Below are 22,930 nucleotides of genomic sequence, written 5' to 3'. Positions count from 1 at the left end.
TCGACATGCTCGCCGCCGATGCGGGTGACGAGCTCGGTGACGGGGTGCTCGACCTGGAGGCGGGTGTTCATCTCCAGGAAGTACGCCTCACCCGTCTCGACGTCGAGGAGGAACTCCACGGTGCCGGCGTTGACGTAGCCGACCTGCCGGGCCAGCGCGACGCTCGCCTCGCACACCAGCGCGCGCACCGCGGGGTCGAGGTCGGGCGCCGGCGCCTCCTCGAGCACCTTCTGATGGCGCCGCTGACTGGAGCAGTCGCGCTCGCCGAGATGCACCACGTGCCCGTGGGCGTCGGCGAGCACCTGCACCTCGATGTGCCGGCCGCGCTCGACGTACTTCTCGACCAGCAGGGTGCCGTCGCCGAAGGCGCGCTCGGACTCGCGGCGGGCCGCGATCACCGCCTCCTCGTACTCCTCGGCGGCCCGCACGATGCGCATGCCCTTGCCGCCGCCGCCGGCGGCCGCCTTCACGAGCACCGGGAACGACGTCGGGACGCCGTCGCCGTCGCCTCGCGGGACGACGGGCACGCCCGCGGCCTCGGCGATCTCGCGGGCGGCGTCCTTGCGGCCCATGCGCTCGATGACCTCGGCGCTCGGGCCGACGAAGGTCAGCCCCGCTGCCGCGACGGCCGCCGCGAACGGCGCCCGCTCGGAGAGGAAGCCGTAGCCCGGGTGCACCGCGTCGGCGCCCGAGGCCACGGCGGCCGCGACGACGGCCTCGACGTCGAGGTAGCTCTCCACGCGCACGGCGGTGTCGGCCTCCCGCACGTGCGGGGCGCCGGCGTCGAGGTCGGTGTGGATCGCGACGGTGCGGATGCCCATCGCGGCGGCGGTGCGCATGACGCGGATCGCGATCTCGCCGCGGTTGGCGATGAGGAGGGTCTTCATCTGGGTTCCCATCACATGCGAAAGACGCCGTAGGAGGGCTCGGGCACCGGGGCGCGGCCGACGGTCTCCAACGCCATGCCGAGCACGCGGCGGGTGTCGATCGGGTCGATGACGCCGTCGTCCCACAGCCGCGCGGTGGCGTAGTAGGGCGAGCCCTGGGTCTCGTACTGGGCGCGGATCGGCGCCTTGAACTCCTCGGCCTCCGGGCCGGCCTCCTTGCCGGCGACCGTGGCGAGCACGGTGGCGGCCTGCTCGCCGCCCATCACCGAGATGCGCGCGTTGGGCCACATCCACAGGAAGCGCGGGTCGTAGGCGCGTCCGCACATGCCGTAGTTGCCGGCCCCGAAGGAGCCGCCGATGACGACGGTCAGCTTCGGGACGACGCTGCACGCCACCGCCGTGACCAGCTTGGCGCCGTCGCGCGCGATGCCGCGGTTCTCGTACTCGCGACCCACCATGAAGCCGGAGATGTTCTGCAGGAAGAGCAGCGGGATGCCGCGCTGGTTGCACAGCTCGACGAAGTGCGCGCCCTTGAGGGCCGACTCGCTGAAGAGGATGCCGTTGTTGGCCACGATTCCGACGGGGTGGCCCCAGACGTGGGCGAAGCCGCACACGAGGGTCTCGCCGTAGAGCTGCTTGAACTCGCTGAAGTGCGAGCCGTCGACGACCCGGCGGATGACCTCGCGGACGTCGTAGGGCGTGCGGGTGTCGGCCGGGACGACGTCGTAGAGGCCCGCGGGGTCGAGGGCGGGCTCCTCGGGCGTGCGCACCTCCCAGGACGGCGCCGGGTCGGGACGCAGGGTGTCGACGATGCCGCGCACGATGGCCAGGGCGTGGTCGTCGTCCTCGGCCAGGTGGTCGACGACGCCGGAGGTGCGGGCGTGCACGTCGCCGCCGCCGAGCTCCTCGGCGGTGACGACCTCGCCGGTGGCGGCCTTCACCAGCGGCGGGCCGCCGAGGAAGATCGTGCCCTGCCCGCGCACGATGACGGTCTCGTCGCTCATCGCCGGCACGTAGGCGCCGCCGGCGGTGCAGGAGCCCATGACGCTGGCGATCTGCGGGATGCCGCGTGCGCTCATGTTCGCCTGGTTGAAGAAGATCCGCCCGAAGTGCTCGCGGTCGGGGAAGACCTCGTCCTGCATCGGCAGGAACGCCCCGCCGGAGTCGACGAGGTAGACGCAGGGCAGCCGGTTCTCGGCGGCGACGGTCTGCGCGCGCAGGTGCTTCTTGACCGTCATCGGGTAGTAGGTGCCGCCCTTGACGGTGGCGTCGTTGGCGGCGACGACCACGAGGCGGCCCTGCACGCGCCCGATGCCGGCCACGATGCCGGCGCTCGGCACGGCCCAGGGGTCGTCGTCGGCGTACATGCCGTAGGCGGCAAGCGGGCTGAGCTCGAGGAACGGGCTGCCGGGGTCGAGCAGGTGGTCGATGCGGTCGCGGGCGAGCAGCTTGCCGCGCTCGACGTGCCGGCGGCGGCTGGACTCGCTGCCGCCGAGCCGCACGCGCGCGAGGCGTTCGTGCAGCTCGGCGGTGAGGCTGCGCAGGTCGGGGGTGCTCACCCCGCCAGGTTAGCGAGCGTTAACCAGTGCGTCGAGGGATCACACCCGGACGCGTCGGAAGGAGGCGCCGTGGTGCTCCTCGGGCAGGCGGTCGCCGCGGCCGAAGAGCCGCTCGCGCAGCGTGCCCGGCTCGTAGGACGTCGGGTAGACGCCGCGCTCCTGGAGCACCGGGACGACGTGCTCGACGACGTCCTCGAAGGTGCCGGGGGTGATGGCGTAGGCCAGGTTGAACCCGTCGACCCCGGTCTCGGCGACCCAGGCCTGGAGCTCGTCGGCGACCTCCTCGCCGGACCCCACGATGCGCGGCCCCAGCCCGCCGATGGCGGCCCAGCGCGCGATGTCGCCCACGGTCCACTCCCCGCCCTTCGGGTCGGCCTGGTTGAACGCCGCGACCGCGGACTGGATGGCGTTGGACCGGATCGCTCCCACGGGCTCGTCGAGCCGGTAGCGCGACAGGTCGACGCCCATCCATCCCGAGCACAGCACGAGCGCCCCCTCGAGATCGGCGTGCGCGAGGTACTCCTCGTGCTTGGTGTGGGCAGCCTCGGACGTCGCGTCGGTGATGACGGTCATCAGCGCGTAGATGCGTGCCGAGTCGGGCGCGCGGCCCTCCTCCACCAGCGCCGCCCGGATGCGACGGACGGTGTCGGCGAGGATCTCCTTGGTCGGCGGCGCCACGAAGATCGCCTCGGCGTGGCGGGCCGCGAAGGCCACTCCGCGCGGGGACGACCCGGCCTGGAAGATCACGGGCGAACGCTGCGGCGACGGCTCGCACAGGTGGATGCCGGGGACGTCGAACCACCGGCCGTGGTGCTCGATCGGATGCACCTTGGCGGGGTCGGTGAAGCGACCGCCGGCGGCATCGAGGACGACGGCGTCGTCCTCCCAGGAGCCCTCCCACAGCTTGTAGAGCACCTCGAGGTACTCCTCGGCGTGGTCGTAGCGCTCGTCGTGCTCGAGCTGGTCGTCGTGCCCCATGTTGCGGGCGGCCGAGGGCAGGTAGCCGGTGACGACGTTCCAGCCCACGCGACCGCGGGTGAGGTGGTCGAGCGTCGACATGCGACGGGCGAACGGATACGGGTGCTCGTAGGCGGTGCCGGCGGTGATGCCGAAGCCGAGGTGCTCGGTCACGTGCGCCATCGCCGAGACGAGCATCATCGGGTCGTTGACCGGCACCTGGGTGCCGGCCCGGAGCGTGGCCTCGTCGCTGCCGCCGAAGACGTCGTAGGTGCCGAGCACGTCGGCGATGAACAGGCCGTCGAAGACGCCGCGTTCGAGGGTGCGGGCCAGGCCCGTCCAGTAGTCGAGGTCGCGGTAGTCGCGGGAGCGGTCCTGGGGGTGCCGCCACAGACCGGGCGACTGGTGACCGACGCAGTTCATGTCGAAGGCGTTGAAGCGGACGGGCTGGGGCTCGGGCTGGGGCTCGGGGTGGGGCACGGCTGGCTCCTGCTGGCTCGGCGGGCGGATCAGGTGGCGGACACTGCATTGTGGAGTGACTTGATCGACTTTAGAGTGTTCGCACCAGACAGCGTCGTCCGCCCCAGGAGCCCGTCATGACCTACCGCCCCGAGACCCTCGCCGTGCACGCCGGACAGGAGGTCGCCGATCCGGCCACCAACGCCCGGGCCGTGCCGATCTACCAGACGACGTCCTACGTCTTCAACGACGCCGACCACGCCGCCAACCTCTTCGCGCTGGCCGAGCCCGGCAACATCTACACGCGCATCATGAACCCGACCCAGTCGGTCTTCGAGGAGCGCATCACCCAGCTCGAGGGCGGCGTCGGCGCCCTCGCGACGGCGTCCGGCTCGAGCGCCATCACCTACGCCGTGCTCAACCTGACCTACGCCGGCGACAACATCGTGGCCATCTCGACCCTCTACGGCGGCACCTACGCGCTCTTCGCGCACACGCTGCCGCAGTTCGGCATCGAGGTGCGTTTCGTCGACCCCGACGACCCGTCCGCGCTGGACGCCGCCGTCGACGAGCGCACCAAGCTCGTCTTCGCCGAGACCGTCGGCAACCCCAAGCTCAACGTCGTCGACCTGCGCGCCTGGGCCGACGCCGCCCACGCCAAGGGCCTGCCGCTCATCGTCGACAACACCGCCACCACGCCGTTCCTCGCCCGCCCCTTCGACCACGGTGTCGACGTCTCGGTGCACTCGGCCACCAAGTACATCGGCGGCCACGGCACCTCGATCGGCGGCGTCATCGTCGACGCCGGCACCTTCGACTGGGCCGCGCACGCGGAGCGGTTCCCGGGCCTGACCCAGCCCGACGCCGCCTACCACGGCGTCGTGTGGACCGAGGCCGTCGGCAACCTCGCCTACATCATCCGCGCGCGCACGGTGCTGCTGCGCAACACCGGCGCCGCGATCGCGCCGCTCAACTCCTGGCTCTTCCTCCAGGGCCTGGAGACCCTCCACCTGCGCATGGAGCGGCACAGCGCCAACGCGCTCGAGGTCGCGCGGTTCCTGCAGAACCACGAGTCGGTCAGCTGGGTGAACTACCCCGGCCTCGAGGGCGACCCGAGCAAGGCGGTCGCCGACCGCATCTTCACCGGCCGCGGCTACGGCGGCCTGGTGAGCTTCGGGGTGAAGTCCGGGCGGGACGGCGGCCGCCGGTTCGTCGAGAGCCTCCAGCTGTTCAGCCACCTGGCCAACATCGGCGATGCCAAGTCGCTGGCGATCCACAACGCCACCACGACCCACAGCCAGCTCACGCCCGCCGAGCTGGAGAAGGCCGGGGTGCCGGAGGACCTCGTGCGGCTCTCGATCGGCATCGAGAACGTCGACGACCTCATCGCCGATCTCGACCAGGCCCTCACCGCCGCGAAGTGACCGCGCGGCCGTGAGCCCGGAGCAGCCCGTGTGGTCGGGCCCGCAGCGGGTCGTCCTCACCTCCTCAGGAGATCCGCTGCGACTGCGCTCGGGCGCCGAGCTCGCCCACGTCGAGGTCGCCTACGAGACCTTCGGCGAGCTCGCGCCCGAGCGCGACAACGTCGTGGTCGTCTGCCACGCCCTCACCGGTGACGCCCACATCGCCGGTGAGGGCGGCTGGTGGGCGAACCTCGTGGGTCCCGGGCTCGCCGTCGACACCGACCGGTGGTTCGTGGTGTGCGCGAACCTCCTCGGCGGCTGCCGCGGCACCACCGGGCCCTCCTCCATCGACCCGGCCACCGGGCGCGTGCACGGCCTGGACTTCCCGCTGTTCGAGGTGGCCGACCAGGTGAGCGTGCACCGGCGGTTGCTCGACCACCTCGGCATCGGTCGCCTGCACGCGCTCGTCGGCGGATCGCTGGGCGGCATGCAGGTGCTGGAGTGGCTGCTGGCCGAGCCCGAGCGCACCGACCACGCCGTGCTCGTGGCCACCCCGGCCCGGCTGACCACCGAGAACATCGCCTTCTCCGCGGTCGCCCGCGAGGCGATCATGAGCGACCCCGACTTCCACGACGGTCGATACGCCGAGCACGGCGTCACCCCGCGTCGCGGCCTGAAGGTCGCGCGCATGATGGCCCACATCACCTACGTCTCGGCCGAGTCGCTCGCCTCGAAGTTCGGCCACCGGCGGGTGCCCGCGGGCCCCGACGGGGCGCCGGGTACGGCCACCCTCGGCGTCGACTTCGAGGTCGAGAGCTACCTGCAGCACCAGGGCGAGAGCTTCCTCGACCGCTTCGACGCGCTCAGCTACCTCTACCTCTCCCGCGCCCTCGACCACTTCGATCCCCTCGGCGACCCCGCGACGCCGTCCCGTCTGGCCCGGCTGGCCGCGCACGGCACCCGCGTCTCGCTGACCTCCTTCGACACCGACTGGCGCTTCTCGACCGCCCAGTCCGAGCCGATCGTGACGGCGCTGCGTGCGGCCGGGGTCGAGGTCGACGCCGTCGAGCTGCGCTCGCCGTGGGGGCACGACTCCTTCCTGCTCGAGCCGCCGGGCTACCACGCGCGCGTCCGCGCCGCGCTGGACGGCGTCCCGGCGGTGAACATCCGTTAACCTTCGTCGGGTGAGCACCCGGCGCGAGCAGATCCTCGAGATCGCCGCCGATCTGTTCGCCCGGCGCGGGTTCCACGGGGTGTCGGTGGCCGATCTCGGTGCCGCGTGCGGCATCTCCGGGCCGGCGCTCTACAAGCACTTCGCCTCCAAGGACGCCCTGCTCGCCGAGATGCTGGTCTCGATCAGCGAGCGGCTGCTGGCGGTGGCGACCGACCGCGTGGCCCAGGCGCCCGACGCCGAGGCCGCCCTCGAGGCGCTGCTGGACTGGCACGTCGACTTCGCGCTGCGACACCGACCGCTCATCGTCGTCCAGGACCGCGACTGGGAGTCGCTGCCGCGCGACGCCCGCGAACGCGTGCGCCTGCTGCAACGCCGCTACATCGACGTCTGGGCCGAGCAGCTGCGCCGCCTGGACGCCGACCTCTCGCTGCCCGCGGCCCGGGCCCGGGCGCATGCGACCTTCGGACTGCTCAACTCCACCCCGCGCTCGGGCCTGTTGCCCGACGTCGAGATGGCCGCTCTGCTCACCGCGATGGCGCGGGTCGCCCTGCGGGCGCCGGTGTCTCAGCCCAGCGGAACGTAGGCGTCGCCGGCCCGGCCGGTGGTGGCGCCGTAGCTGCGGTCGATGGCGGCCAGCGCCTGGTCGACCATCGCCTGGCGCGAGGCGTCGTCCAGATGCTGCAGCGGGCCTTCGAGCACGAGCATCGCCAGGCCGTGCACCATCGCCCAGCACGTGAACTCCGCGCCCGGGCGAGCCTCCGGATGCAGCCAGCCGGCGTCCACGAGGGCGTCGAGGCAGGTGCTCAGCTGGCCGAACGGGCTGCCCTCGGCGGCGGCCTCGTCGTCGGGGACCATCGGCTGGGCGGCGGCCGAGCTCGGGTAGGCGGCGAACGCGACGCGGAACAGGCCGGTGTCGGTGCGCGCGAAGTCGACGTAGCTGCGCCCGATCTCGCGCAGGGCGAGCCGGGCACGGCGCTCGGGGTCGGCGTCGTCGACGGCCGCCAACCGGGCGGCTCCGGCGGCGGTGAGTGCGGCCATGCCGGCGCCGGCGATCTCCTCCAGCAGCTCGTCGCGGTCGGCGAAATGCCGGTAGGCGGCGTTGTGGCTGACGCCGACACGGCGGGCGAGGTCGCGCACCGCCAGGCCCTCGGGGCCCCGGGCCTCGCGGACGGCCTCGACGCCGGCCTCCACGAGGGCGGCCCGGAGGTTGCCGTGGTGGTAGGCGCGGGCGGTGCTCACGCGAGGGAGGGTACCTCGCTCCGCGCCCGATGTTGACACCGGGAACACCGGCGGGCGCGGAGCGGGACCCGTCAGCCGGTGGCCTGGGCCGCGAGCCGCACGTGGGTGTTGGCCGCGCCGTAGCCGTCGTAGCCGCCGCGCCGCTCGAGCAGCTCGAGGTGGATGCCCGAGCCGAGCACCGGCGTGAAGACGTGCAGCAGCTCGCCCGCGCCGATCCGGTCGTAGAGCAGGCCGTGGGCGCGCAGGTCCTCGACCAAGGCGTCGTCGAGGTCGAGCCGGGCCTGCAGGTCGCGGTAGTAGTTCTCGGGCACCGCCAACAGCGGCAGCCCCGCCTCGCGCAGGCGGACGACCTCGGCCCGCAGGTCGTCGCAGGCCAGCGCGATCTGGCTCAGGCCGCTGGGGCGGCGCGCCCGCACCGCCTCCGGCACCTCCACGGCGTTGAGCACCAGCCGCAGCGACCCGTCGATCGGCCGGAAGGCCCGGCTCAGCACCCGGCCGTGGGGGTCGATGAACTCCTCCACGGGCGCGGCCGCGAGGCCGAGCACCGTGCGCAGGAACGCGGCCTCCTCGCCCAGCCGCGTCGGGTCGACGGCGAGGTTGAGGTGGTCCAGCCGCAGTCCCGCGGCTGCGCTCGGCTCCGGCGCGGGGAAGTCGCGACGCCAGTCGTCGACGCCGTCGGCGGCGCTGGCGAAGACCGCGAGACCTCCGGGCGAGACCACCCCGGGCAGGGCGGCGTCGTCGTCGCGGCGCGTGACGCGGGCGGCCGGGCGCCCCAGGTCGCGGGCCCGCTCGGCCAGCCGCGCCACCGGCTCGGTGACCAGGCCCAGCGCCGGACGGTCGGCCGCGGCGTTGAGGAGCACCTCGGCCTCCCCGCGCCGCCAGCGGGCCACGGCCTTGTGCCGGTGCCAGCCGACCAGCTCGAAGCCGAGCCGACGCAGGACGTCCTCGGTGCCGGCGTCGGCGGGCAGCTCCAGGAAGGCGGGGTCGACCCGGGCCGGCGCCGGCGGCGTCGTGGGCGTGCGTCCGCGGCGGCGGGCGACCTCGTCGTCGAGGTAGGCGAGGGAGCGGATCGCATCGGCGGCGGTCTCCGCGGCGGGCGCCTCGCGGACGACGTCGGAGAAGACCTCCAGGGACACCGGGCCGTCGTAGCCGGCCTCGAGGACGGCCGCGACGACGCCGGCGACGTCGAGGGTGCCCTGACCCGGGAAGGAGCGGTGGTGACGGCTCCACTCCAGGACGTCCATGCGCAGCAGCGGCGCGTCGGCGACCTGGAGGAAGCCGATGCGCTCACCCGGGATGCCGGCCAGCGACGACGCGTCGTCGCCGCGCGAGAGCAGGTGGAAGGTGTCGACGGCCAGCGTCAGCGCGGGATGGTCGGCGCGCCGCACGACGTCCCACGCCTGACCGACGCGGTGCACGTGGCGCCCCCAGGCCAGCGCCTCGTAGGCCAGGACGACGCCGTGGTCGGCCGCCAGATCGGCGAGCGCCGCGAGCTGCGCGGCGGAGAGATCGGGGTCGTCGATGGCGTCGGGCCGCACCGAGGAGCACACGAGGATCGCCGGTGCCCCCAGCTCGACGGCCACCTCCAGCTTGCGGCGGGTGCGGCGCTGCGCGGCGGCCACCTCCGCCGCCGGCAGGCCCTCGACGTCGCGCAACGGCTGGAGCAGATCGATGCTCAACCCCAGGTCGGCGCACCGCCGGGCGACCTCGCGCGGGCTCAGCGGGCTCGCGACCAGGTCGTTGTCGAAGATCTCGACGCCGTCGAATCCCGCGGCGGCGGCGGCCTCGAGCTTGTCGGCCAGCAGTCCCGAGAGCGAGACGGTGGCGATGCCGCGGCGCGAGCGCTGCGGACCGGCGGGACCGGCGGTCGGGGCGACTCGGGCTGCTCGGGCGGCCTGCGCGGTGCTCATCGGGTCAGCTCCGCGAAGTGCCGGGCCATCCGATCGGCCTCGGCGCGGCGACCGGTGAACAGCGCGAACGCATCGACCGCCTGGCCCACCGCCATCGCCCCGCCCGGCAGCGTGCGGCAGCCCCGGGCGCGGGCGGCCCGGATCAGCTCCGTCTCGAGGGGGAAGTAGACGACGTCGGAGACCCACATCGCCGGATCGAGGTGGTGGGGGTCGACGGGGGAGCCGGGGTGGCCGAGCATGCCCACCGGCGTCGCGTTGACCAGCCCGTCGGAGCCGCCGACGGCCGCGGGGAGAAGGCGCGGATCGCTCAGGACGGCGAGCCGCTCGGCGTCGAAGCGCTTCTCGAGCCGCACGACCGCCTCCTCGGCACGCGCCGGGTCGGCGTCGTGGACGGTGAGGGTGCCGACCCCCTGGGCGAGCAGGGCATAGCCGACGGCGAGGCCGGCTCCGCCGGCGCCGAGGAGCAGCACGCGGTCGCGGGCGGCGTCGCCGAGCCCCTCGGTGAAGGCGCGGCCGTAGCCGGTGCAGTCGGTGTTGTGGCCGACGCTGCGGCCCCCGCGCCACACCACGGTGTTGACCGCTCCGAGGTCGGCGGCGGCGTCGTCGACGTCGTCGAGCAGTCCGACGACGGCCTGCTTGAAGGGGTGGGTGACGTTGAGCCCGGCGAACCCGAGGGTGCGCGCCCAACGCAGCAGCTCGGGCAGGTCCTCGACGCCGAAGCCGCCGGCCTCGGCGTCGATGCGGTGGTAGCGCAGCAGGAGGTCCTGCTCACGGGCCTCGCGTTCGTGCAGTGCCGGGGTGAGGCTGGCGCCGATGCCGGCGCCGACCAGGCCGAGGGTCAGTCCGCTCATCGCGCCACCGACTCCGCGAGCGGGCGGACGACGGGCGAGGCGTCGGCGCGGCCCAGGCGTTCGGTCGGCACGCGGTGGGTGCCCGAGGGACCGGTGAGCACGGCGACGGCGGAGACGAGGCAGGCACCGGCGGCGAAGGCGGCGACACGCCACCAGTTGCCGGCCTCGCCCCCCATGAGCGCCTCGGCGATGGCCGGGGTGAATCCGGCCAGCGCGAAGCCGAACTGGGTGCCGATCGCCGTGCCCGAGAGCCGCACCGAGGTCGGGAAGTACTCGGCGTACGTGGCCGGCCAGCAGGCGTTCGGCATCGAGTAGACGACGCCGGCCAGCGCGATGCCGAGCACGATCGTCAGCAGGGTGTCGCCGCGGGAGATCGCCCACAGGAAGCCCGTGACCAGGACCGCGGTGCCGAGCAGGCCGGAGACGAAGACCGGCTTGCGGCCCACACGGTCCGAGAGCCGCGCCCACAGCGGGATGACGCCGACGGCGACGATGTTCGCGACGATCGCGAGCCACAGCATGGCGGTGGAGCTGATGCCGACGCCGTAGTCGTCGGAGGTGGCGAAGGAGAGCGCGAAGACGGCGAACGTGGTGTTGACCATCGCGATGAACGCGGCGAAGAACACCCGCACGACGCTGGCGGCGTGGTCGGCGAAGAGCTCGCGCAGCGGGGTGCGCGGTGCCCGGGTCGGCGTCCGCTCGGCGTCGGCGGCGGCGCGCCGGAACTCCGGGGTCTCCTCGAGGGTGCGACGGATGAGGAAGCCGGCGAGGACGACGACCGCGCTCAACCAGAACGGCACCCGCCAGCCCCAGCTCTGCAGCTGGTCGTCGGAGAGCAGCGCCGCGAGCGGCAGGAAGACCGCCGGGGCGATCACCTGGCCGCCCTGGGTGCCGCTGAGGGTGAAGCTGGTGAAGAACCCGCGTCGGTCGGCGGGCGCGTGCTCGAAGGACATCGAGTTGGCGCCGGCCTGCTCGCCGGCCGCGGAGAGGCCCTGGAGCAGGCGCAGCGCGACGAGGAGGGCGGGGGCGAGCGCACCGACCTGCTCGTAGGTCGGCAGGCAGCCGACGAGGAAGGTCGAGATGCCCATCAGCAGCAGGGTGCCGATGAGCACCCGCTTGCGGCCGAGCCGGTCGCCGACGTGGCCCATGAGGAAGGAGCCGATCGGGCGGGCGACGTAGCCGACGCCGAAGGTGGCGAAGGAGGCGATGGTGGCCGTCGTGGGGTCGCTGTCGGGGAAGAAGACGTCGGGGAAGACCAGCGCCGCGGCGGTGCCGTAGATCGCGAAGTCGTAGTACTCCAGCGCGCTGCCGCTCCACGCGGCGAGGGCGGCACGGCGCGGGGTCGCGGTGGGCGGCGCCGGGCGCTCCGGCGGGGCGGGGATCGGGGTGGTCGTCATGGCTCCCGGCTCCTGGTCTGGTCGGGCACGCTCCGGCGAGCATGCGGTGCGACGACGCTAGGAGTGGCCCCGATCACATGGCAATCGTTTGCCATTCGTTGCCATCCCTCCGGCGTGGGACGAGCCGGTCGGTGCCGATCGAGCGGCATACTCGGCTCCGTGACCCGGGAGCGCCGCGCGACCATCACCGACGTCGCCCGCGCCGCCGGCGTCGCGACCTCCACCGTCTCACGCGCCTTCACCCGGCCCCAGCGGGTCAACGCCGCCACCCGCGAACACGTGCTGAGGGTCGCCGACGAGCTCGGCTACGTGCCGAACCCGGCCGCCCGCGCCATGGGCACCGGCCGCACCCAGACCCTCGCGCTGCTCGTGCCCGACCTCACCAACCCCTTCTTCAGCGGCATCATCACCGGCGCCGAGCAGGCGGCCGCCCGGGCCGGACGGACGCTGGTGGTCGCCGACACCCAGGAGAGCCCCGAACGCGAGCAGCACCTGCTGACCAGCCTCGACCCCGCCGTCGACGGCTTCGTCGTCGCCGCCTCCCGGCTGCCCGACGACGCCCTGCGCGAGGCGGCTGCCCGCAGCCGGATCGTGCTGCTCAACCGGGCCACGCCCGGACTGCCGGCCGTCGTCGCCGACTACGAATCCGGCACCCGCCAGGTCGTGGAGCATCTGGCCTCCCTCGGCCATCGCGAGCTGGTGTTCCTCGGCGGCCCGGTCGGCTCCTGGTCGGGGGCGCGACGCTGGGCCGGGCTGCAGCGCGCCTGCGCCGACCTCGGTGTCCAGGCGGTGCGCTGGGGCCCCTACTCGCCCACGCTGGCCGGCGGCCCCGGGGCCGCCGACGCCGCCCTCGCCGCCGGTGCACGGGCGGTGGTCTGCCACAACGACATGCTCGCGATCGGCGTGCTGCGCCGGCTGGCCGAGCGGGGCGTCGCCGTGCCCGCCGACATCAGCGTCGTCGGCTTCGACGACATCTTCGGTGCCGACTTCTGCCACCCGCCCCTGACCACCCTGGCCGAGCGCACGCGCGACGCCGGATCCGCGGCGGTCGGCCTGCTCATCAGCGCCGAGACCGATGGTGTCACCGCGCTGCCCACCGAGCTGCGGGTGCGCGCCTCGAGCGGTCCGCCGCGGTCCTGAGGCGGGCACCACGGCGGTCGCGAGAGCCGTCCCGCACCCCAGTGTTGACACCATCCACATCGAGGCTCCACACTCTCGTCATCGGCGATGTTGACGCCGTCCACTTCATCGGACCGAGACCCCAGGAGCCCCGATGTCCTCACCCACCGCGATCCGCAAGCCGCTCGTGCTCGTCACGGTGTGCCTCGCTGCCCTGACCATCAACCTCGACACCACGATCGTGAACGTCGCGCTGCCCGACCTCGCTCGGGAGCTCGACGCCGGCACCCGCGACCTGCTGTGGATCGTCGACGGCTACAACCTCGCCTTCGCCGCCCTCGTGCTGGCGATGGGCTCGCTCTCCGACCGGTTCGGACGGCGGCCGTCCCTGCTGCTCGGGCTCGTCGGCTTCGCCGCCGCGAGCGGGGTGGCCGCCCTCGTCGACAGCGCCGGAGCGCTCATCTCCCTGCGCTTCGTCATGGGCGTCTTCGCGGCCCTGATCTTCCCGACGACGCTGTCGATCATCGCCAACACCTTCCGCGAGCGCGGCGAGCGCGCAGCGGCGTTGGGCGCCTGGGGCGCGAGCACCGGCATGGGCGTGGCGCTCGGCCCGGTGGCCGGTGGCTGGCTGCTGGAGCACTTCACCTGGCACGCCGTCTTCTGGGCGCTCGTGCCGGTGGCGGTGCTGGCGATCGGCATGACGCTCGCCTTCGTGCCGGAGTCGCGCGATCCCGGCGTCCCGCCGCTCGACCTGCCCGGTCTCGGCGTCTCCATCGCCGCGCTCGGCCTGCTCACCTACACGATCATCGAGGGCCCCGAGCGCGGCTGGAGCTCCGCGGCCACCCTGCTCGGCTTCGCCGCGGCCGCCGCCCTCATCGCACTGTTCGTGGCCGTCGAGCGCCGCGCCGAGCACCCCATGCTCGACGTCAGCCTCTTCGCCGACCCGCGCTTCAGCGCGGCGTCCGGAGCCGTGACGATCGCCTTCTTCTCCCTCTTCGGCTTCATCTTCCTCATCACGCAGTTCTTCCAGTTCCTGCGCGACTACTCCCCGCTGGGCGCCGGCGCCCGCACGATCCCGGTCGCGGCCTGCATCGCCATCGCCTCGATCGTCGGCGGCCTGATCGCCCCCCGGCTCGGCACCAAGACGGTCGTCACCGCCGGTCTGGCGCTGCTGGGCAGCTCGTTCCTGTGGATCTCCACCGGCGACGTCGACATCTCCTACCCGACGACGATCGTGCCGCAGATGGTGCTCATGGGTCTGGGCCTCGGCCTGGTGAGCACGGCGGCGACCGAGTCGATCATGCAGGTGCTCCCGCCCTCGCGCGCCGGCGTCGGGTCGGCGGTCAACGACGCCACCCGCGAGCTCGGCGGCACCCTCGGCGTGGCCGTCATCGGCTCGGTCTTCTCCAGCGTCTACGCCAGCCGGCTCGGCGACCTGCTCTCCGGCGGCGGACTGCCCGCGGGCCAGCTGGAGGCCGCGAAGGAGTCGGTCGGCGTCGCCGACAGCATCGGAGCGAGCGTGCCCGCCGTCCGGCTCGCGATGGAGTCGGCCTTCATGGACGGCCTCTCGACCGGCTGCCTGGTGATCGGCGCGCTGTGCCTCGTGGGCGCGGCCGGGGCACTGCTCGCCCTGCCGGGACGGCGGTGGACCCCGCCGGCCGACCGCGAGGGCGGCGACGTCCTGCTGGAGACCGCCTCTACGCTCTGAGGACATGAGCATCCTCGACACCTCGATCGGCCGCCTCGACGGTTCGGCCGCGACCCTCGGCGAGATCACCGGCGGCAAGCCCGCACTGCTGGTCAACGTGGCCAGCAAGTGCGGGCTCACGCCGCAGTACACGGGACTGGAGGCGCTGCACGAGCAGTATGCCGCCCGCGGCTTCACCGTGGTGGGTCTGCCGTGCAACCAGTTCGGCGGCCAGGAGCCCGGCACGTCGGAGGAGATCGCGGAGTTCTGCTCGGCCACCTACGGCGTCACCTTCCCGATGACCGAGAAGATCGAGGTCAACGGCGAGGGCCGCCACCCGCTCTACGCCGAGCTCACCGCCACGCCCAACGAGAACGGCGAGGCCGGCGACATCGCCTGGAACTTCGAGAAGTTCCTCATCGACGGCTCCGGTGCCGTCGTCGCCCGCTTCTCCCCCGGCGTCGTCCCCGAGGACCCGGCCCTCGTCGCGGCCGTGGAGGGTGTGCTCGGCTGAGCCCCGCTCCGCTGTAACGCGGAGTTAGGGGGACTTCCCACCCGTCCTGACGGGCTCACAGTCCCCGGAACTCCGCGTTACAGCAGGACGCCGCCCAGCGCTCCCGGCCGTTCACGCCACCGGGCCCTGGGCCCGCACCGTGGCGACGGCGTCCATCGCACCGCGCAGCTCGGCGAGCCAGTCGCCCTCGTGCTGGCCGACGAGCCGCACGCACCACGCGAGCGCGTCCGAGCGCGACCGCGCCACCCCGGCGTCCACGAGGGTGTCGAGGACGAGCCGCTGCGGCTGGCGCAGCCGGGTCATCACCGGCGCCGAGACGTGGGTCCACAGCTCCCGGTGGGGGCCGACCCGCACGCCCCACGACACCTTCCGCTCGTAGCGGTGCTGGGCCTCGGCGGCGATCTCCATGCGCTGCGCGCGCGTCTCCTCGCGGAAGGACGACGCCCGCCCGGCCCGCGCCTCGGCCAGGGCGGCCTCGCTCGCGTCGGCGAGCTCGACGTCCGGCGTGGTCAGCACGACCACGATCTCCTCCCGGTCGAGGGTCACCTCGGCCGGCTGCCATCCCGCGGGCAGTCGACCGGCGAACCAGCCGTGCACCCGCTCCTGCTGCTCTGTTGTGATCATGTAATCATGTAATCACAGCGCGCAAGGGCGCGCCCGATCGGCTTGTAACGCGGGGTTAGCCACCTCTAGGCACCCCTTGTAAGGGCGCACCAGTGGTGCGTAACCCCGCGTTACAAGCCGACGGCGCCCGGCCCGGCGGGACCCGCGGGCCAGGCGACGCTCAGCGCCAGCGCGGCAGGACGTCGGCCGCGACCTGCTCCAGCACCGCCTCCGAGGCTGCGTAAGGCTCGTCCGGCCGGGGCCAGTGGCAGGTGACATCGGTGAACCCCAGCTCGGCGGCGCGACCGACGAGATCCTCGAACGCGGCCGCGCTGACGAGGGCGGTGCGACCCTGCGGCAGGCCCGGGCTCGGGACGGCGTCGAGCAGCAGGTGGCGCTCGATCGAGGCCCGCCCGGCCGCGGCCAGGGCGTCGTCCAGCTGGGCGGCGGCGTCACCGACCGCCCGCAGCCACTCCTGCGTCGGCACACCCCACGGGCCGGTGGTCACCCAGGCGTCGCCGAGCTCGACGGCCAGCCGGATCGCCCGCGGTCCGTTGGCGGCCACCAGCAGCGGCGTGCGGTCGAGGCCCGGCGCGGTGCGCGCGTCGACGGCCTTGAAGTGGACGCCGTCGAGGTCGACGTGGTCGCCACCGCGCAGGGCGACGAGCGCCCGCAGGAACTCCTCGAACCGGTCGGAGCGCTCGCGCCGCGAGAGCGTCGTGCCGAGCACGCCGGAGTCGGTGTCGCCGCCGGCCCCGACGCCGAGCACGAAGCGACCGTCGGCGACGTCGTCGAGCGCCTGGGCGTCGCGGAAGAGCTGGTAGGGGTGGCGGAAGTTCGGGGCGGCGACCAGGGTGCCGAGCCCGATCGTGGAGGTGACGCCGGCGGCGGCGGCGAGCACCGGGGTGGCGCCGCGCCACGGGGCGCCGGCCAGGCCGCTCCACACGAGGTGGTCGTAGGTCCAGGCGTGGTCGAAGCCGAGCTCCTCGGCGGCGCGCCAGCGGGGCGCGGCCTCACGCCAGGGCAGATCGGTGAGCAGCGTGATCCCGAAGCGCATGCCCTCACCCTAGGCGGCGAGGATTCCGAGGCCCCGCGGGCGACGACGTAGGTTCGCCTGCGTGGGAATCCGCGGACTCGTCGCCGACACCCGGCCCCTCCGCAACCCGCACTTCCGGCGGCTGTGGCTGGCGAACATCATCACCGTCATCGGCGCCCAGCTCACCGTGGTCGCCGTCCCGGCCCAGATCTACGCCGAGACCGGCTCGTCGGCCTATGTCGGCCTGACCGGGCTCTTCGGGCTCGTGCCGCTCGTGGTCTTCGGCCTCTACGGCGGCGCGCTGGCCGACCACGTCGACCGCCGCCTGCTGCTGGTCTGCACGACCCTCGGCCTCATCGTCACCAGCGGCTGCTTCTGGGCCCAGGCCGCAGTCGGACTGGGCAACGTGTGGGTGCTGCTCGGGCTCTTCGCGGTGCAGCAGGCGTTCTTCGCCGTCAACCAGCCGACCCGCTCGGCGGTGCTCCCGCGGCTGTTGGACGCCGAACTCCTCCCGGCCGCCAACTCGCTGTCGATGACGGTCATGCAGGCCGGCGGCATCGCCGGGCCGCTCGTGGCCGGCGCGCTGATCCCGGTGCTCGGGTTCTCCTGGCTCTACCTCATCGACACGATCACGCTGTTCGCGACGCTGAGCGCCGTCGTCCGCCTGCCTCCGCTGCCCATCGAACGGCTCGCGGACGCCGCCGCGCCCGGCCTGCGCTCGGTCGTCGAGGGCCTCTCCTACCTGCGCACCCAGCCGGTGCTGCTGATGTCGTTCGTCGTCGACATCATCGCCATGGTCTTCGGCATGCCGCGCGCGCTCTTCCCCGAGATCGCCCACCTCGACTTCGGCGGCCCCTCCGACGGCGGCCTGGTCTTCGCGCTGCTGTTCGCGGCGATCCCGGCGGGCGCGGTGATCGGCGGGGTCTTCAGCGGCTGGGTCTCCCGCGTCGAGCGCCAGGGACTGGCCGTCATCGTGTGCATCCTGCTGTGGGGCGCGGCGATGATCGGCTTCGGCGTCGCGGTCGCGTTCGCCGACCGGGCCCACGACCTCATGCTCGCGATCGCCATCGGCATGCTCGTCGTCGGCGGTGCGGCCGACATGGCCTCGGCGGCCTTCCGCACCTCGATGCTGCAATCAGCGGCGGCCGACGCCGTGCGCGGCCGGCTCCAGGGCGTCTTCATCGTCGTCGTCGCCGGCGGACCGCGCATCAGCGACGTCGCCCACGGCGCGGCGGCCACCGGTGTCGGCGCGGCGGCCGCGGCGGCGGGTGGCGGCGTCCTGGTGGTCGTGGGCACCGTGATCGCGGCGATCGCCGTGCCGTCGTTCGTGCGGTACCGGCTGACGGCGTCCGCGCGCGCCGGCTTGTAACGCGGGGTTACACAGCACTAGGCACCCCTTGTAAGGGTCGGGTAGTCGTGCGTAACCCCGCGTTACAAGCTGCGGGACGCCGGCAGCCCCGGGGTCGTGATCACGCCGGTGGCGACCTCCCCGTAGTGGACGACGGCGTCGGGGTCGAGGTGGGCCAGGCGGGCCACGTGAGCACAGAGGACGGCGTCGACGGGGTCCTCCACGCGCCGCAGCTCGGCCTTGGTGGTGGCCCCGGTCGCGCGGTCGAGCAGGTCGCGCCAGGCCGGGCAGGAGGCCACGTCGACGACCTCGGCGATCAGCAGCATCAGCCGCAGCAGCTCGGCGCGCAGGAGGGCGAGGTCGCGGCCCGGCTTGTTCTTGTAGCGCAGGATGCGCGGCAGGTCGAAGAGCGCGACCGTGGCGGCGTGCGGGTAGACCTCGAGGGCCCGCGGGCCGGTGCCGAAGGGGTCGATCGGGAGGCCGAGCCGGTCGGCGATCCGGGCGCCGCGGGTGCCGTGGGCGAACTCCGGCTTCCCGGTGTTCGAGGGATGGCAGCCGGCCTGGAAGCGGCGGAAGTCGCGCCCCAGCGCCTGCTCGGCCGGACGCGACCCGGTGGGGTTCACCACCACCAGCGGGGCGTCGATGCCGGCCACGCAGTCGGGCGCCGCGTCGCCGACGAGCGCCACGACGTCGTCGTCGGAGCGCGCGGCGCCGACCCGCAGCAGCGCGCCGTCGGCGTCGAGCACCGCCACGCCCGTGGGGCTGCGCTCCCCCCAGGCCAGGTCGATCCCGACGTACCGCACGGCTGCGACGCTAGCCCGCGACCGGTCAGACGGTGCGGGTGCGCTTGAAGGTGAGGGTGTCGAGGACAGTGCCGTCGGTGGCCAGGGTGCGCAGCTTCATCGTCGCCGTGCCGCGCCGGTTGCGCGGCGTGACGTCGAGGAAGGCGATCGAGTGCTGCTCGGCGGTGATCGCCGACCAGGTGGTGGCCTCGGGCACCCGGATACCCCCCTCGATGGTCACGTACGACAGCGGCAGCCCGCCGGTCGGATACTCGGCCTGACCGGCGCCGCCGGCGGTCATGTAGGTGGTGCCGGCCGCGGAGTCGATCGTCGAGCCGGACGGCGCCTCGGTCACCGGGACGCCGTCGCGCATCGGGTGGGTGCGCTCGTAGCAGTGGTTGTGGCCGTTGACGACGAGGTCGACGCCGAAGCGGTCGAAGATCGGCTCCCAGCGCGAGCGGTTGCCACCGTCCGAGCCGTGCACGAGGTTGGTGCAGTACATGCAGTTGTGGAAGCCCACGACGAGGAAGTCGATGTCGTCGCGGGCCCGCAGTGCCGCCAGCCGACCGGTGAGCCAGGCGTCCTGGGCGTTGCCGAGGTAGCCCTGGTTGCGGTCGATCTCGAAGGAGGCGTCGTTGCCGTCGAGGGCCACGAAGCCGACGTTGCCGTGGGTGAAGGAGTAGGTGACCGGCCCGTCGTGCACCCCGTTGCCCGGCAGCGTGAACCGGTCGAGGTAGCCGTTGTAGCCGAGGTCGCCGTTGCCGGCCTCCATCTCGTGGTTGCCGACCGTCGTCATCCACGGCACGGACGCCGCGCTGGGCCGGATCTGGTCGAGCCACTGGTCCCACACCGCGAAGTCCTGGGTGTTGGGGCCGCCGAGCCCGGTGCCGCCGCTGGAGTCGGCGTAGCAGAGATCGCCGACGACGAAGGCGAGCTCGGGCTTCTGCGAGCGGATCAGCGCCACGTGCTGCGCGGCCGCGGCGTTGACGCCCATGTCGCCGAAGGTGGTGAAGCGGAAGGGCCGTGGCCGCGCCGGCGCGGTGCGGAAACTGCCGACGTACGGCGTCCCGCCGCCGTGGGTGATGCGGTAGCGGTACTCGGTGTCGGGCTCGAGGCCGGTGAGGTCGACGTGGTGGTAGACCGTGCCGACGTCCTTGGAGGGGCGGGAGTCGGCCTGATGCACCGCACCCCAGTCGTTGCCGCGGGCCAGTTCGAGGCGCGGCCGCTTGACCGAGGACGGCGTCGACCACGACACCGCCATGCGGCGCTTGGCGTCGGCGCCGTAGGTGAGGTGGACGCCGGCCGGGCGCACCGCGGCGTCCGCGGGCGGCACCCACAGCAGCGGGGAGGTGGCGCCGGCGACGCCGGCGACGGAGCCAGCGAGCAGGCCGCGGCGCGAGGGACGGGGAAGCGTCATGGCGATCAGGGTGGCACGCGCGACCGAACCGCGGGTGAACCTCGCGGGATCCGGTGCGGACCGGCGGGAGACGCCTCGGCGCAGTCCGACGACGGGCCGATCACCCCCCGGGTATCGCGTGGGGTATCGCGGGCTCAGAGGTGGTCGGGGACCACGAAATCGGGCGGCAGGTCGGGCAGATCGTCGTCAGACCCGACCGGGTCCCCGGCGCCCTCGGCGGGCGCGGCGGGCGGCGCGGCGGACGGCGCGGCATCGGCCGGCTGGGCGTCCTCGGTGCGCACCGGCAGATGCAGCAGCACGCCCTGGACGAACTCCACGTGCTCGGCCACCACCTCGGCCTGCGCCTCGGCCCACCAGGCGGTGAACTCGGCCTCGGCGTCCTCGAGGGCGGTGCCCTCCGCCTCCGCGTGGGCGATCGACTGGGCGCGGAAGCGCTCCTCGAGCCACGGGGCGAGCGCGGCGGCCACCTGCTCGTCGGTGAAGGTCGGCTGCTCGCCGGTCGCGACGGCGATGTCGGGCAGCAGCCCGAACACCGGGAGGATCACCTCGCCGACCATCGAGATGCGCTCGAACCGCGGGAACTTCGGCATCGTGCGCCAGATCTCCTCGGCCTGGTCGGGGTCGTGGTGGAGACCGGCCTTGACGAAGCCGTGCAGCGCGGTGGTCATCTCGTGCTCGGTGAAGCGCATGCCTCCATTGTGTCGCCCGGGCACGCTGGAGGGGTGATCGCCGACCGCTGGGGAGTGACCGACGACGAGACGGCGGTGCCGTTCGCGTGCGACCGGCACGTGCCCGAGCACCCGGCCCTCGCCGCGTGGCGGGGCGTCGACGTCGCGGCCGACGCCGCGGTGGTGTGGCGCTGGGTCGGCCAGATCCGCCAGGCGCCGTACTCCTACGACTGGATCGACAACCTCGGACGCCGCTCGCCGCGCCGTCCCCTGGGCCTGCCCGAGCCCGTGCCCGGCGAGCCGTTCACCCGCTGTGCGGGACGACCCGTCGGGGAGGTGCTCGAGGTCGATCCGGGCCGCGAGCTCACCGGCCGGATCCTCGGCGCCGTCATGAGCTACCGGGTCGAGGCGGTCGCACCGGCACGCAGCCGGCTCCTGCTGAAGATCGTCATGCCGCGCTGGCGGGCCCTGGCCCCCGCGGTCGCCGTCGGCGACCTGGTGATGGCGCGCAAGCAGCTGCTCACCTGGAAGGCGCTGGCCGAGCGGGAACAGATCGAGCGCGTGCGGCCTTGAGGCCGGTGGTTCAACCGTCAACGACCGAGGAGCATCCATGTCGCGCCCCGTCCTGCAGATCATCGCCGCCAGCACGCGTCCGGGTCGCAAGGGCATCGCGATCGCCCGGTGGCTCGAGCAGGTCGCCCGCGAGCAGGACGTCTTCGACGTCGAGCTGATCGATCTGGCCGAGGTCGGGCTGCCGTTGATGGACGAGCCCAACCACCCGCGCCTGCGCTCCTACACCCACGACCACACCCGCGCCTGGAGCGCGACGATCGCCCGCGGCGACGCCTACGTGTTCGTCACCCCGGAGTACAACCACTCCTTCCCGGCGACGTTGAAGAACGCGCTGGACTACCTCTTCGCCGAGTGGGGCGACAAGCCCGCCGGCCTCGCCTCCTACGGCGGCGTCTCCGCCGGGCTGCGCTCGGCCGCCGCCCTCAAGCCGGTGCTCACCTCGCTGCGCATGGTGCCGGCCGTCGAGGCCGTCTCGCTGCCGTTCGCGATGGCGGCCGTCGACGCCGAGGGCGTCTACCACCCCACCGAGGAGGCGACGGCCTCCGCCGTGGCGATGCTCGGCGAGCTGGTCCGCCTCGACGGCGTCCTGCGTCCCGGACGGGCGGCCGCCGCCGGCGCCTGAGGCACCAGACTCCGGCGCATGGCCTTCGACTGCGAGATCCACCCCCGCTTCCGCGACATCAACCTCGGGGGACACGTCGACAACGTCGAGGCGATCCGGATCATCGACGAGGCCCGCATCCTCTTCCTGCGCTTCGCGCCCGACGCCGTGCTCGCCGCGGTGCCGGACGGCGTCGCCGAGCTGATGGGCGCCCAGCGCGTCGACTACCACGCCGAGATGCGGTTCGTGCCGTTCCAGCCCTTCCACCTGCGGCTGTGGATCTCGCGGATCGGCCGCTCCTCCTTCAGCGTCTCCACCGAGCTGCGGGTGGCCCCCGACCACGCACCCGCGCTCGTGGCCCAGACCGCGATGGTGCTGTGGGACCACGCCGCCGGTGCCGCCTGGCCGATCGCCGACGACGTCCGGGCCGCGCTGGAGGGCCACCTCGACGACCCGATCGAGCTGCGCGCGGTGTGAGGCCCGGGCGGGGCTGGGCGAGCCCGGGTCCGGGCTCCGTCAGGATCGCGCGCGGAGGCGTCAGGATCCCGTGAAGATCTCTGGCCCGACCCGGCAGGACGGCGTCTGCTGGGGACATGCCGCATCGCACCGTCTCCCGCCGTCCGCTGCGTCCCCCCGCCCCCGTCGTCCCCGGCGGCGCACGCCTGCTGCTGTGGGCCACCACGGGGACGGCGGGCGCCGCGGCCGTCATGCGCTGGAGCCTGGGAGCCTCGTGAGCCGACGCCGGG

The 22,930-nt window shown here is 73.6% G+C and carries 23 protein-coding genes; 11 read left to right on the top strand and 12 right to left on the bottom strand.

Features of this window, described 5'->3' with window-relative positions; genetic code table 11:
• The 3 genes from ABD671_RS06895 to ABD671_RS06885 all read right to left on the bottom strand — a co-directional run.
• The coding region (locus ABD671_RS06895; protein ID WP_344732546.1) for an ATP-binding protein at nucleotides 1–887 on the bottom strand (887 nt) is incomplete at its 3' end.
• A gap of 11 nt (nucleotides 888–898) precedes the next feature.
• Nucleotides 899–2,446, bottom strand: coding sequence for a carboxyl transferase domain-containing protein (locus tag ABD671_RS06890; RefSeq protein ID WP_344732545.1), 1,548 nt, complete (start codon nucleotides 2,444–2,446; stop codon nucleotides 899–901).
• Between the two features lie 39 nt (nucleotides 2,447–2,485).
• Nucleotides 2,486–3,883 carry an LLM class flavin-dependent oxidoreductase gene (locus ABD671_RS06885; protein WP_344732543.1) on the bottom strand — a complete coding sequence of 466 codons (1,398 nt, stop codon included), beginning with the start codon at nucleotides 3,881–3,883 and terminating at the stop codon, nucleotides 2,486–2,488.
• A gap of 116 nt (nucleotides 3,884–3,999) precedes the next feature.
• Between ABD671_RS06885 and ABD671_RS06880 the strand changes: the two genes are divergently transcribed.
• The 3 genes from ABD671_RS06880 to ABD671_RS06870 are packed head-to-tail and all read left to right on the top strand — an operon-like array spanning nucleotide 4,000 to nucleotide 7,022.
• Nucleotides 4,000–5,286, top strand: a complete 1,287-nt coding sequence (locus ABD671_RS06880) for an O-acetylhomoserine aminocarboxypropyltransferase/cysteine synthase family protein (RefSeq protein ID WP_344732542.1) — start codon at nucleotides 4,000–4,002, stop codon at nucleotides 5,284–5,286.
• 10 nt (nucleotides 5,287–5,296) lie between these two features.
• Nucleotides 5,297–6,439, top strand: a complete 1,143-nt coding sequence (gene metX / locus ABD671_RS06875; protein WP_344732541.1) for a homoserine O-acetyltransferase MetX — start codon at nucleotides 5,297–5,299, stop codon at nucleotides 6,437–6,439.
• A gap of 10 nt (nucleotides 6,440–6,449) precedes the next feature.
• The gene (locus tag ABD671_RS06870; protein ID WP_344732540.1) at nucleotides 6,450–7,022 is read left to right on the top strand and encodes an SACE_7040 family transcriptional regulator; all 573 of its coding nucleotides are present in this window, start codon (nucleotides 6,450–6,452) and stop codon (nucleotides 7,020–7,022) included.
• Here ABD671_RS06870 and ABD671_RS06865 read toward each other — a convergent pair.
• From ABD671_RS06865 to ABD671_RS06850, 4 genes are all read right to left on the bottom strand, one after another.
• Nucleotides 7,004–7,678 (bottom strand): TetR/AcrR family transcriptional regulator, encoded by a 675-nt coding sequence (locus ABD671_RS06865; RefSeq protein ID WP_344732539.1) that lies wholly within the window; start codon nucleotides 7,676–7,678, stop codon nucleotides 7,004–7,006. The genes ABD671_RS06870 and ABD671_RS06865 overlap by 19 nt on opposite strands.
• A gap of 71 nt (nucleotides 7,679–7,749) precedes the next feature.
• Nucleotides 7,750–9,588 carry a sugar phosphate isomerase/epimerase and 4-hydroxyphenylpyruvate domain-containing protein gene (locus ABD671_RS06860; protein WP_344732538.1) on the bottom strand — a complete coding sequence of 613 codons (1,839 nt, stop codon included), beginning with the start codon at nucleotides 9,586–9,588 and terminating at the stop codon, nucleotides 7,750–7,752.
• A complete protein-coding gene (locus tag ABD671_RS06855; protein ID WP_344732537.1) occupies nucleotides 9,585–10,439 on the bottom strand; it encodes a shikimate dehydrogenase in 855 nt (284 codons plus the stop codon). Before ABD671_RS06855 ends, ABD671_RS06860 begins: the two co-directional genes overlap by 4 nt.
• Complete coding sequence (locus tag ABD671_RS06850) at nucleotides 10,436–11,836, bottom strand: MFS transporter (RefSeq protein WP_344732536.1); 1,401 nt, start codon at nucleotides 11,834–11,836, stop codon at nucleotides 10,436–10,438. The genes ABD671_RS06855 and ABD671_RS06850 overlap by 4 nt, the downstream gene beginning before the upstream one ends.
• A 159-nt stretch (nucleotides 11,837–11,995) precedes the next feature.
• Between ABD671_RS06850 and ABD671_RS06845 the strand changes: the two genes are divergently transcribed.
• The 3 genes from ABD671_RS06845 to ABD671_RS06835 all read left to right on the top strand — a co-directional run bounded on the left by ABD671_RS06845 (nucleotide 11,996) and on the right by ABD671_RS06835 (nucleotide 15,156).
• The gene (locus ABD671_RS06845) at nucleotides 11,996–12,976 is read left to right on the top strand and encodes a LacI family DNA-binding transcriptional regulator (protein ID WP_344732535.1); all 981 of its coding nucleotides are present in this window, start codon (nucleotides 11,996–11,998) and stop codon (nucleotides 12,974–12,976) included.
• A gap of 133 nt (nucleotides 12,977–13,109) precedes the next feature.
• Nucleotides 13,110–14,663, top strand: a complete 1,554-nt coding sequence (locus ABD671_RS06840) for an MFS transporter (protein ID WP_344732534.1) — start codon at nucleotides 13,110–13,112, stop codon at nucleotides 14,661–14,663.
• A gap of 4 nt (nucleotides 14,664–14,667) precedes the next feature.
• Entirely contained in the window at nucleotides 14,668–15,156 is a 489-nt protein-coding gene (locus tag ABD671_RS06835; protein WP_344732533.1) for a glutathione peroxidase, read from the top strand.
• A gap of 111 nt (nucleotides 15,157–15,267) precedes the next feature.
• Here ABD671_RS06835 and ABD671_RS06830 read toward each other — a convergent pair whose 3' ends face one another.
• Both ABD671_RS06830 and ABD671_RS06825 read right to left on the bottom strand, forming a co-directional pair.
• Complete coding sequence (locus ABD671_RS06830) at nucleotides 15,268–15,780, bottom strand: hypothetical protein (RefSeq protein WP_344732532.1); 513 nt, start codon at nucleotides 15,778–15,780, stop codon at nucleotides 15,268–15,270.
• 160 nt (nucleotides 15,781–15,940) lie between these two features.
• Nucleotides 15,941–16,816, bottom strand: a complete 876-nt coding sequence (locus ABD671_RS06825; protein ID WP_344732531.1) for an LLM class flavin-dependent oxidoreductase — start codon at nucleotides 16,814–16,816, stop codon at nucleotides 15,941–15,943.
• A gap of 61 nt (nucleotides 16,817–16,877) precedes the next feature.
• On the opposite strand from ABD671_RS06825, the gene ABD671_RS06820 reads away from it, so the two are divergent.
• Nucleotides 16,878–18,164 (top strand): MFS transporter, encoded by a 1,287-nt coding sequence (locus ABD671_RS06820; protein ID WP_344732530.1) that lies wholly within the window; start codon nucleotides 16,878–16,880, stop codon nucleotides 18,162–18,164.
• A gap of 62 nt (nucleotides 18,165–18,226) precedes the next feature.
• Here the strand turns inward: ABD671_RS06820 and ABD671_RS06815 are convergent, their stop codons facing one another.
• The 3 genes from ABD671_RS06815 to ABD671_RS06805 form a co-directional block, all read right to left on the bottom strand.
• A complete protein-coding gene (locus tag ABD671_RS06815) occupies nucleotides 18,227–18,946 on the bottom strand; it encodes a DUF429 domain-containing protein (protein WP_344732529.1) in 720 nt (239 codons plus the stop codon).
• Between the two features lie 25 nt (nucleotides 18,947–18,971).
• Nucleotides 18,972–20,342 (bottom strand): purple acid phosphatase family protein, encoded by a 1,371-nt coding sequence (locus tag ABD671_RS06810; RefSeq protein ID WP_344732528.1) that lies wholly within the window; start codon nucleotides 20,340–20,342, stop codon nucleotides 18,972–18,974.
• A 134-nt stretch (nucleotides 20,343–20,476) separates the two neighbouring features.
• Nucleotides 20,477–21,031, bottom strand: a complete 555-nt coding sequence (locus ABD671_RS06805; protein ID WP_344732527.1) for a hypothetical protein — start codon at nucleotides 21,029–21,031, stop codon at nucleotides 20,477–20,479.
• Between the two features lie 33 nt (nucleotides 21,032–21,064).
• Here ABD671_RS06805 and ABD671_RS06800 point away from each other — a divergent pair, with 33 nt between their 5' ends.
• The 4 genes from ABD671_RS06800 to ABD671_RS06785 all read left to right on the top strand — a co-directional run bounded on the left by ABD671_RS06800 (nucleotide 21,065) and on the right by ABD671_RS06785 (nucleotide 22,918).
• Entirely contained in the window at nucleotides 21,065–21,583 is a 519-nt protein-coding gene (locus tag ABD671_RS06800; protein ID WP_344732525.1) for a hypothetical protein, read from the top strand.
• Between the two features lie 37 nt (nucleotides 21,584–21,620).
• A complete protein-coding gene (locus ABD671_RS06795) occupies nucleotides 21,621–22,205 on the top strand; it encodes an NADPH-dependent FMN reductase (protein WP_344732524.1) in 585 nt (194 codons plus the stop codon).
• 18 nt (nucleotides 22,206–22,223) lie between these two features.
• Entirely contained in the window at nucleotides 22,224–22,661 is a 438-nt protein-coding gene (locus tag ABD671_RS06790; RefSeq protein ID WP_344732522.1) for an acyl-CoA thioesterase, read from the top strand.
• 116 nt (nucleotides 22,662–22,777) lie between these two features.
• Nucleotides 22,778–22,918: a hypothetical protein gene (locus ABD671_RS06785; RefSeq protein ID WP_344732521.1), complete on the top strand. Its 141-nt coding sequence runs from the start codon at nucleotides 22,778–22,780 to the stop codon at nucleotides 22,916–22,918.
• The last annotated feature ends 12 nt before the right edge of the window (nucleotides 22,919–22,930 follow it).

Origin of the sequence: Nocardioides fonticola (genome assembly GCF_039536805.1) — a bacterium.
Taxonomy (GTDB): Bacteria; Actinomycetota; Actinomycetes; order Propionibacteriales; family Nocardioidaceae; genus Nocardioides; species Nocardioides fonticola.
The sequence above is the reverse complement of the archived record's forward strand: the minus strand, read 5'-3'. Positions and strand labels throughout refer to the sequence as shown.

Excerpts from the sequence above, each read along its gene's own strand:
- ABD671_RS06795 (WP_344732524.1), top strand. The coding sequence starts at position 21,621 with ATGTCGCGCCCCGTCCTGCAGATCATCGCCGCCAGCACGCGTCCGGGT.
- ABD671_RS06805 (WP_344732527.1), bottom strand. The coding sequence starts at position 21,031 with ATGCGCTTCACCGAGCACGAGATGACCACCGCGCTGCACGGCTTCGTC.
- ABD671_RS06830 (WP_344732532.1), bottom strand. The coding sequence starts at position 15,780 with ATGATCACAACAGAGCAGCAGGAGCGGGTGCACGGCTGGTTCGCCGGT.
- ABD671_RS06835 (WP_344732533.1), top strand. The coding sequence starts at position 14,668 with ATGAGCATCCTCGACACCTCGATCGGCCGCCTCGACGGTTCGGCCGCG.
- ABD671_RS06785 (WP_344732521.1), top strand. The coding sequence starts at position 22,778 with ATGCCGCATCGCACCGTCTCCCGCCGTCCGCTGCGTCCCCCCGCCCCC.
- ABD671_RS06860 (WP_344732538.1), bottom strand. The coding sequence starts at position 9,588 with ATGAGCACCGCGCAGGCCGCCCGAGCAGCCCGAGTCGCCCCGACCGCC.
- ABD671_RS06880 (WP_344732542.1), top strand. The coding sequence starts at position 4,000 with ATGACCTACCGCCCCGAGACCCTCGCCGTGCACGCCGGACAGGAGGTC.
- ABD671_RS06850 (WP_344732536.1), bottom strand. The coding sequence starts at position 11,836 with ATGACGACCACCCCGATCCCCGCCCCGCCGGAGCGCCCGGCGCCGCCC.
- ABD671_RS06810 (WP_344732528.1), bottom strand. The coding sequence starts at position 20,342 with ATGACGCTTCCCCGTCCCTCGCGCCGCGGCCTGCTCGCTGGCTCCGTC.
- ABD671_RS06825 (WP_344732531.1), bottom strand. The coding sequence starts at position 16,816 with ATGCGCTTCGGGATCACGCTGCTCACCGATCTGCCCTGGCGTGAGGCC.
- ABD671_RS06790 (WP_344732522.1), top strand. The coding sequence starts at position 22,224 with ATGGCCTTCGACTGCGAGATCCACCCCCGCTTCCGCGACATCAACCTC.
- ABD671_RS06840 (WP_344732534.1), top strand. The coding sequence starts at position 13,110 with ATGTCCTCACCCACCGCGATCCGCAAGCCGCTCGTGCTCGTCACGGTG.
- ABD671_RS06855 (WP_344732537.1), bottom strand. The coding sequence starts at position 10,439 with ATGAGCGGACTGACCCTCGGCCTGGTCGGCGCCGGCATCGGCGCCAGC.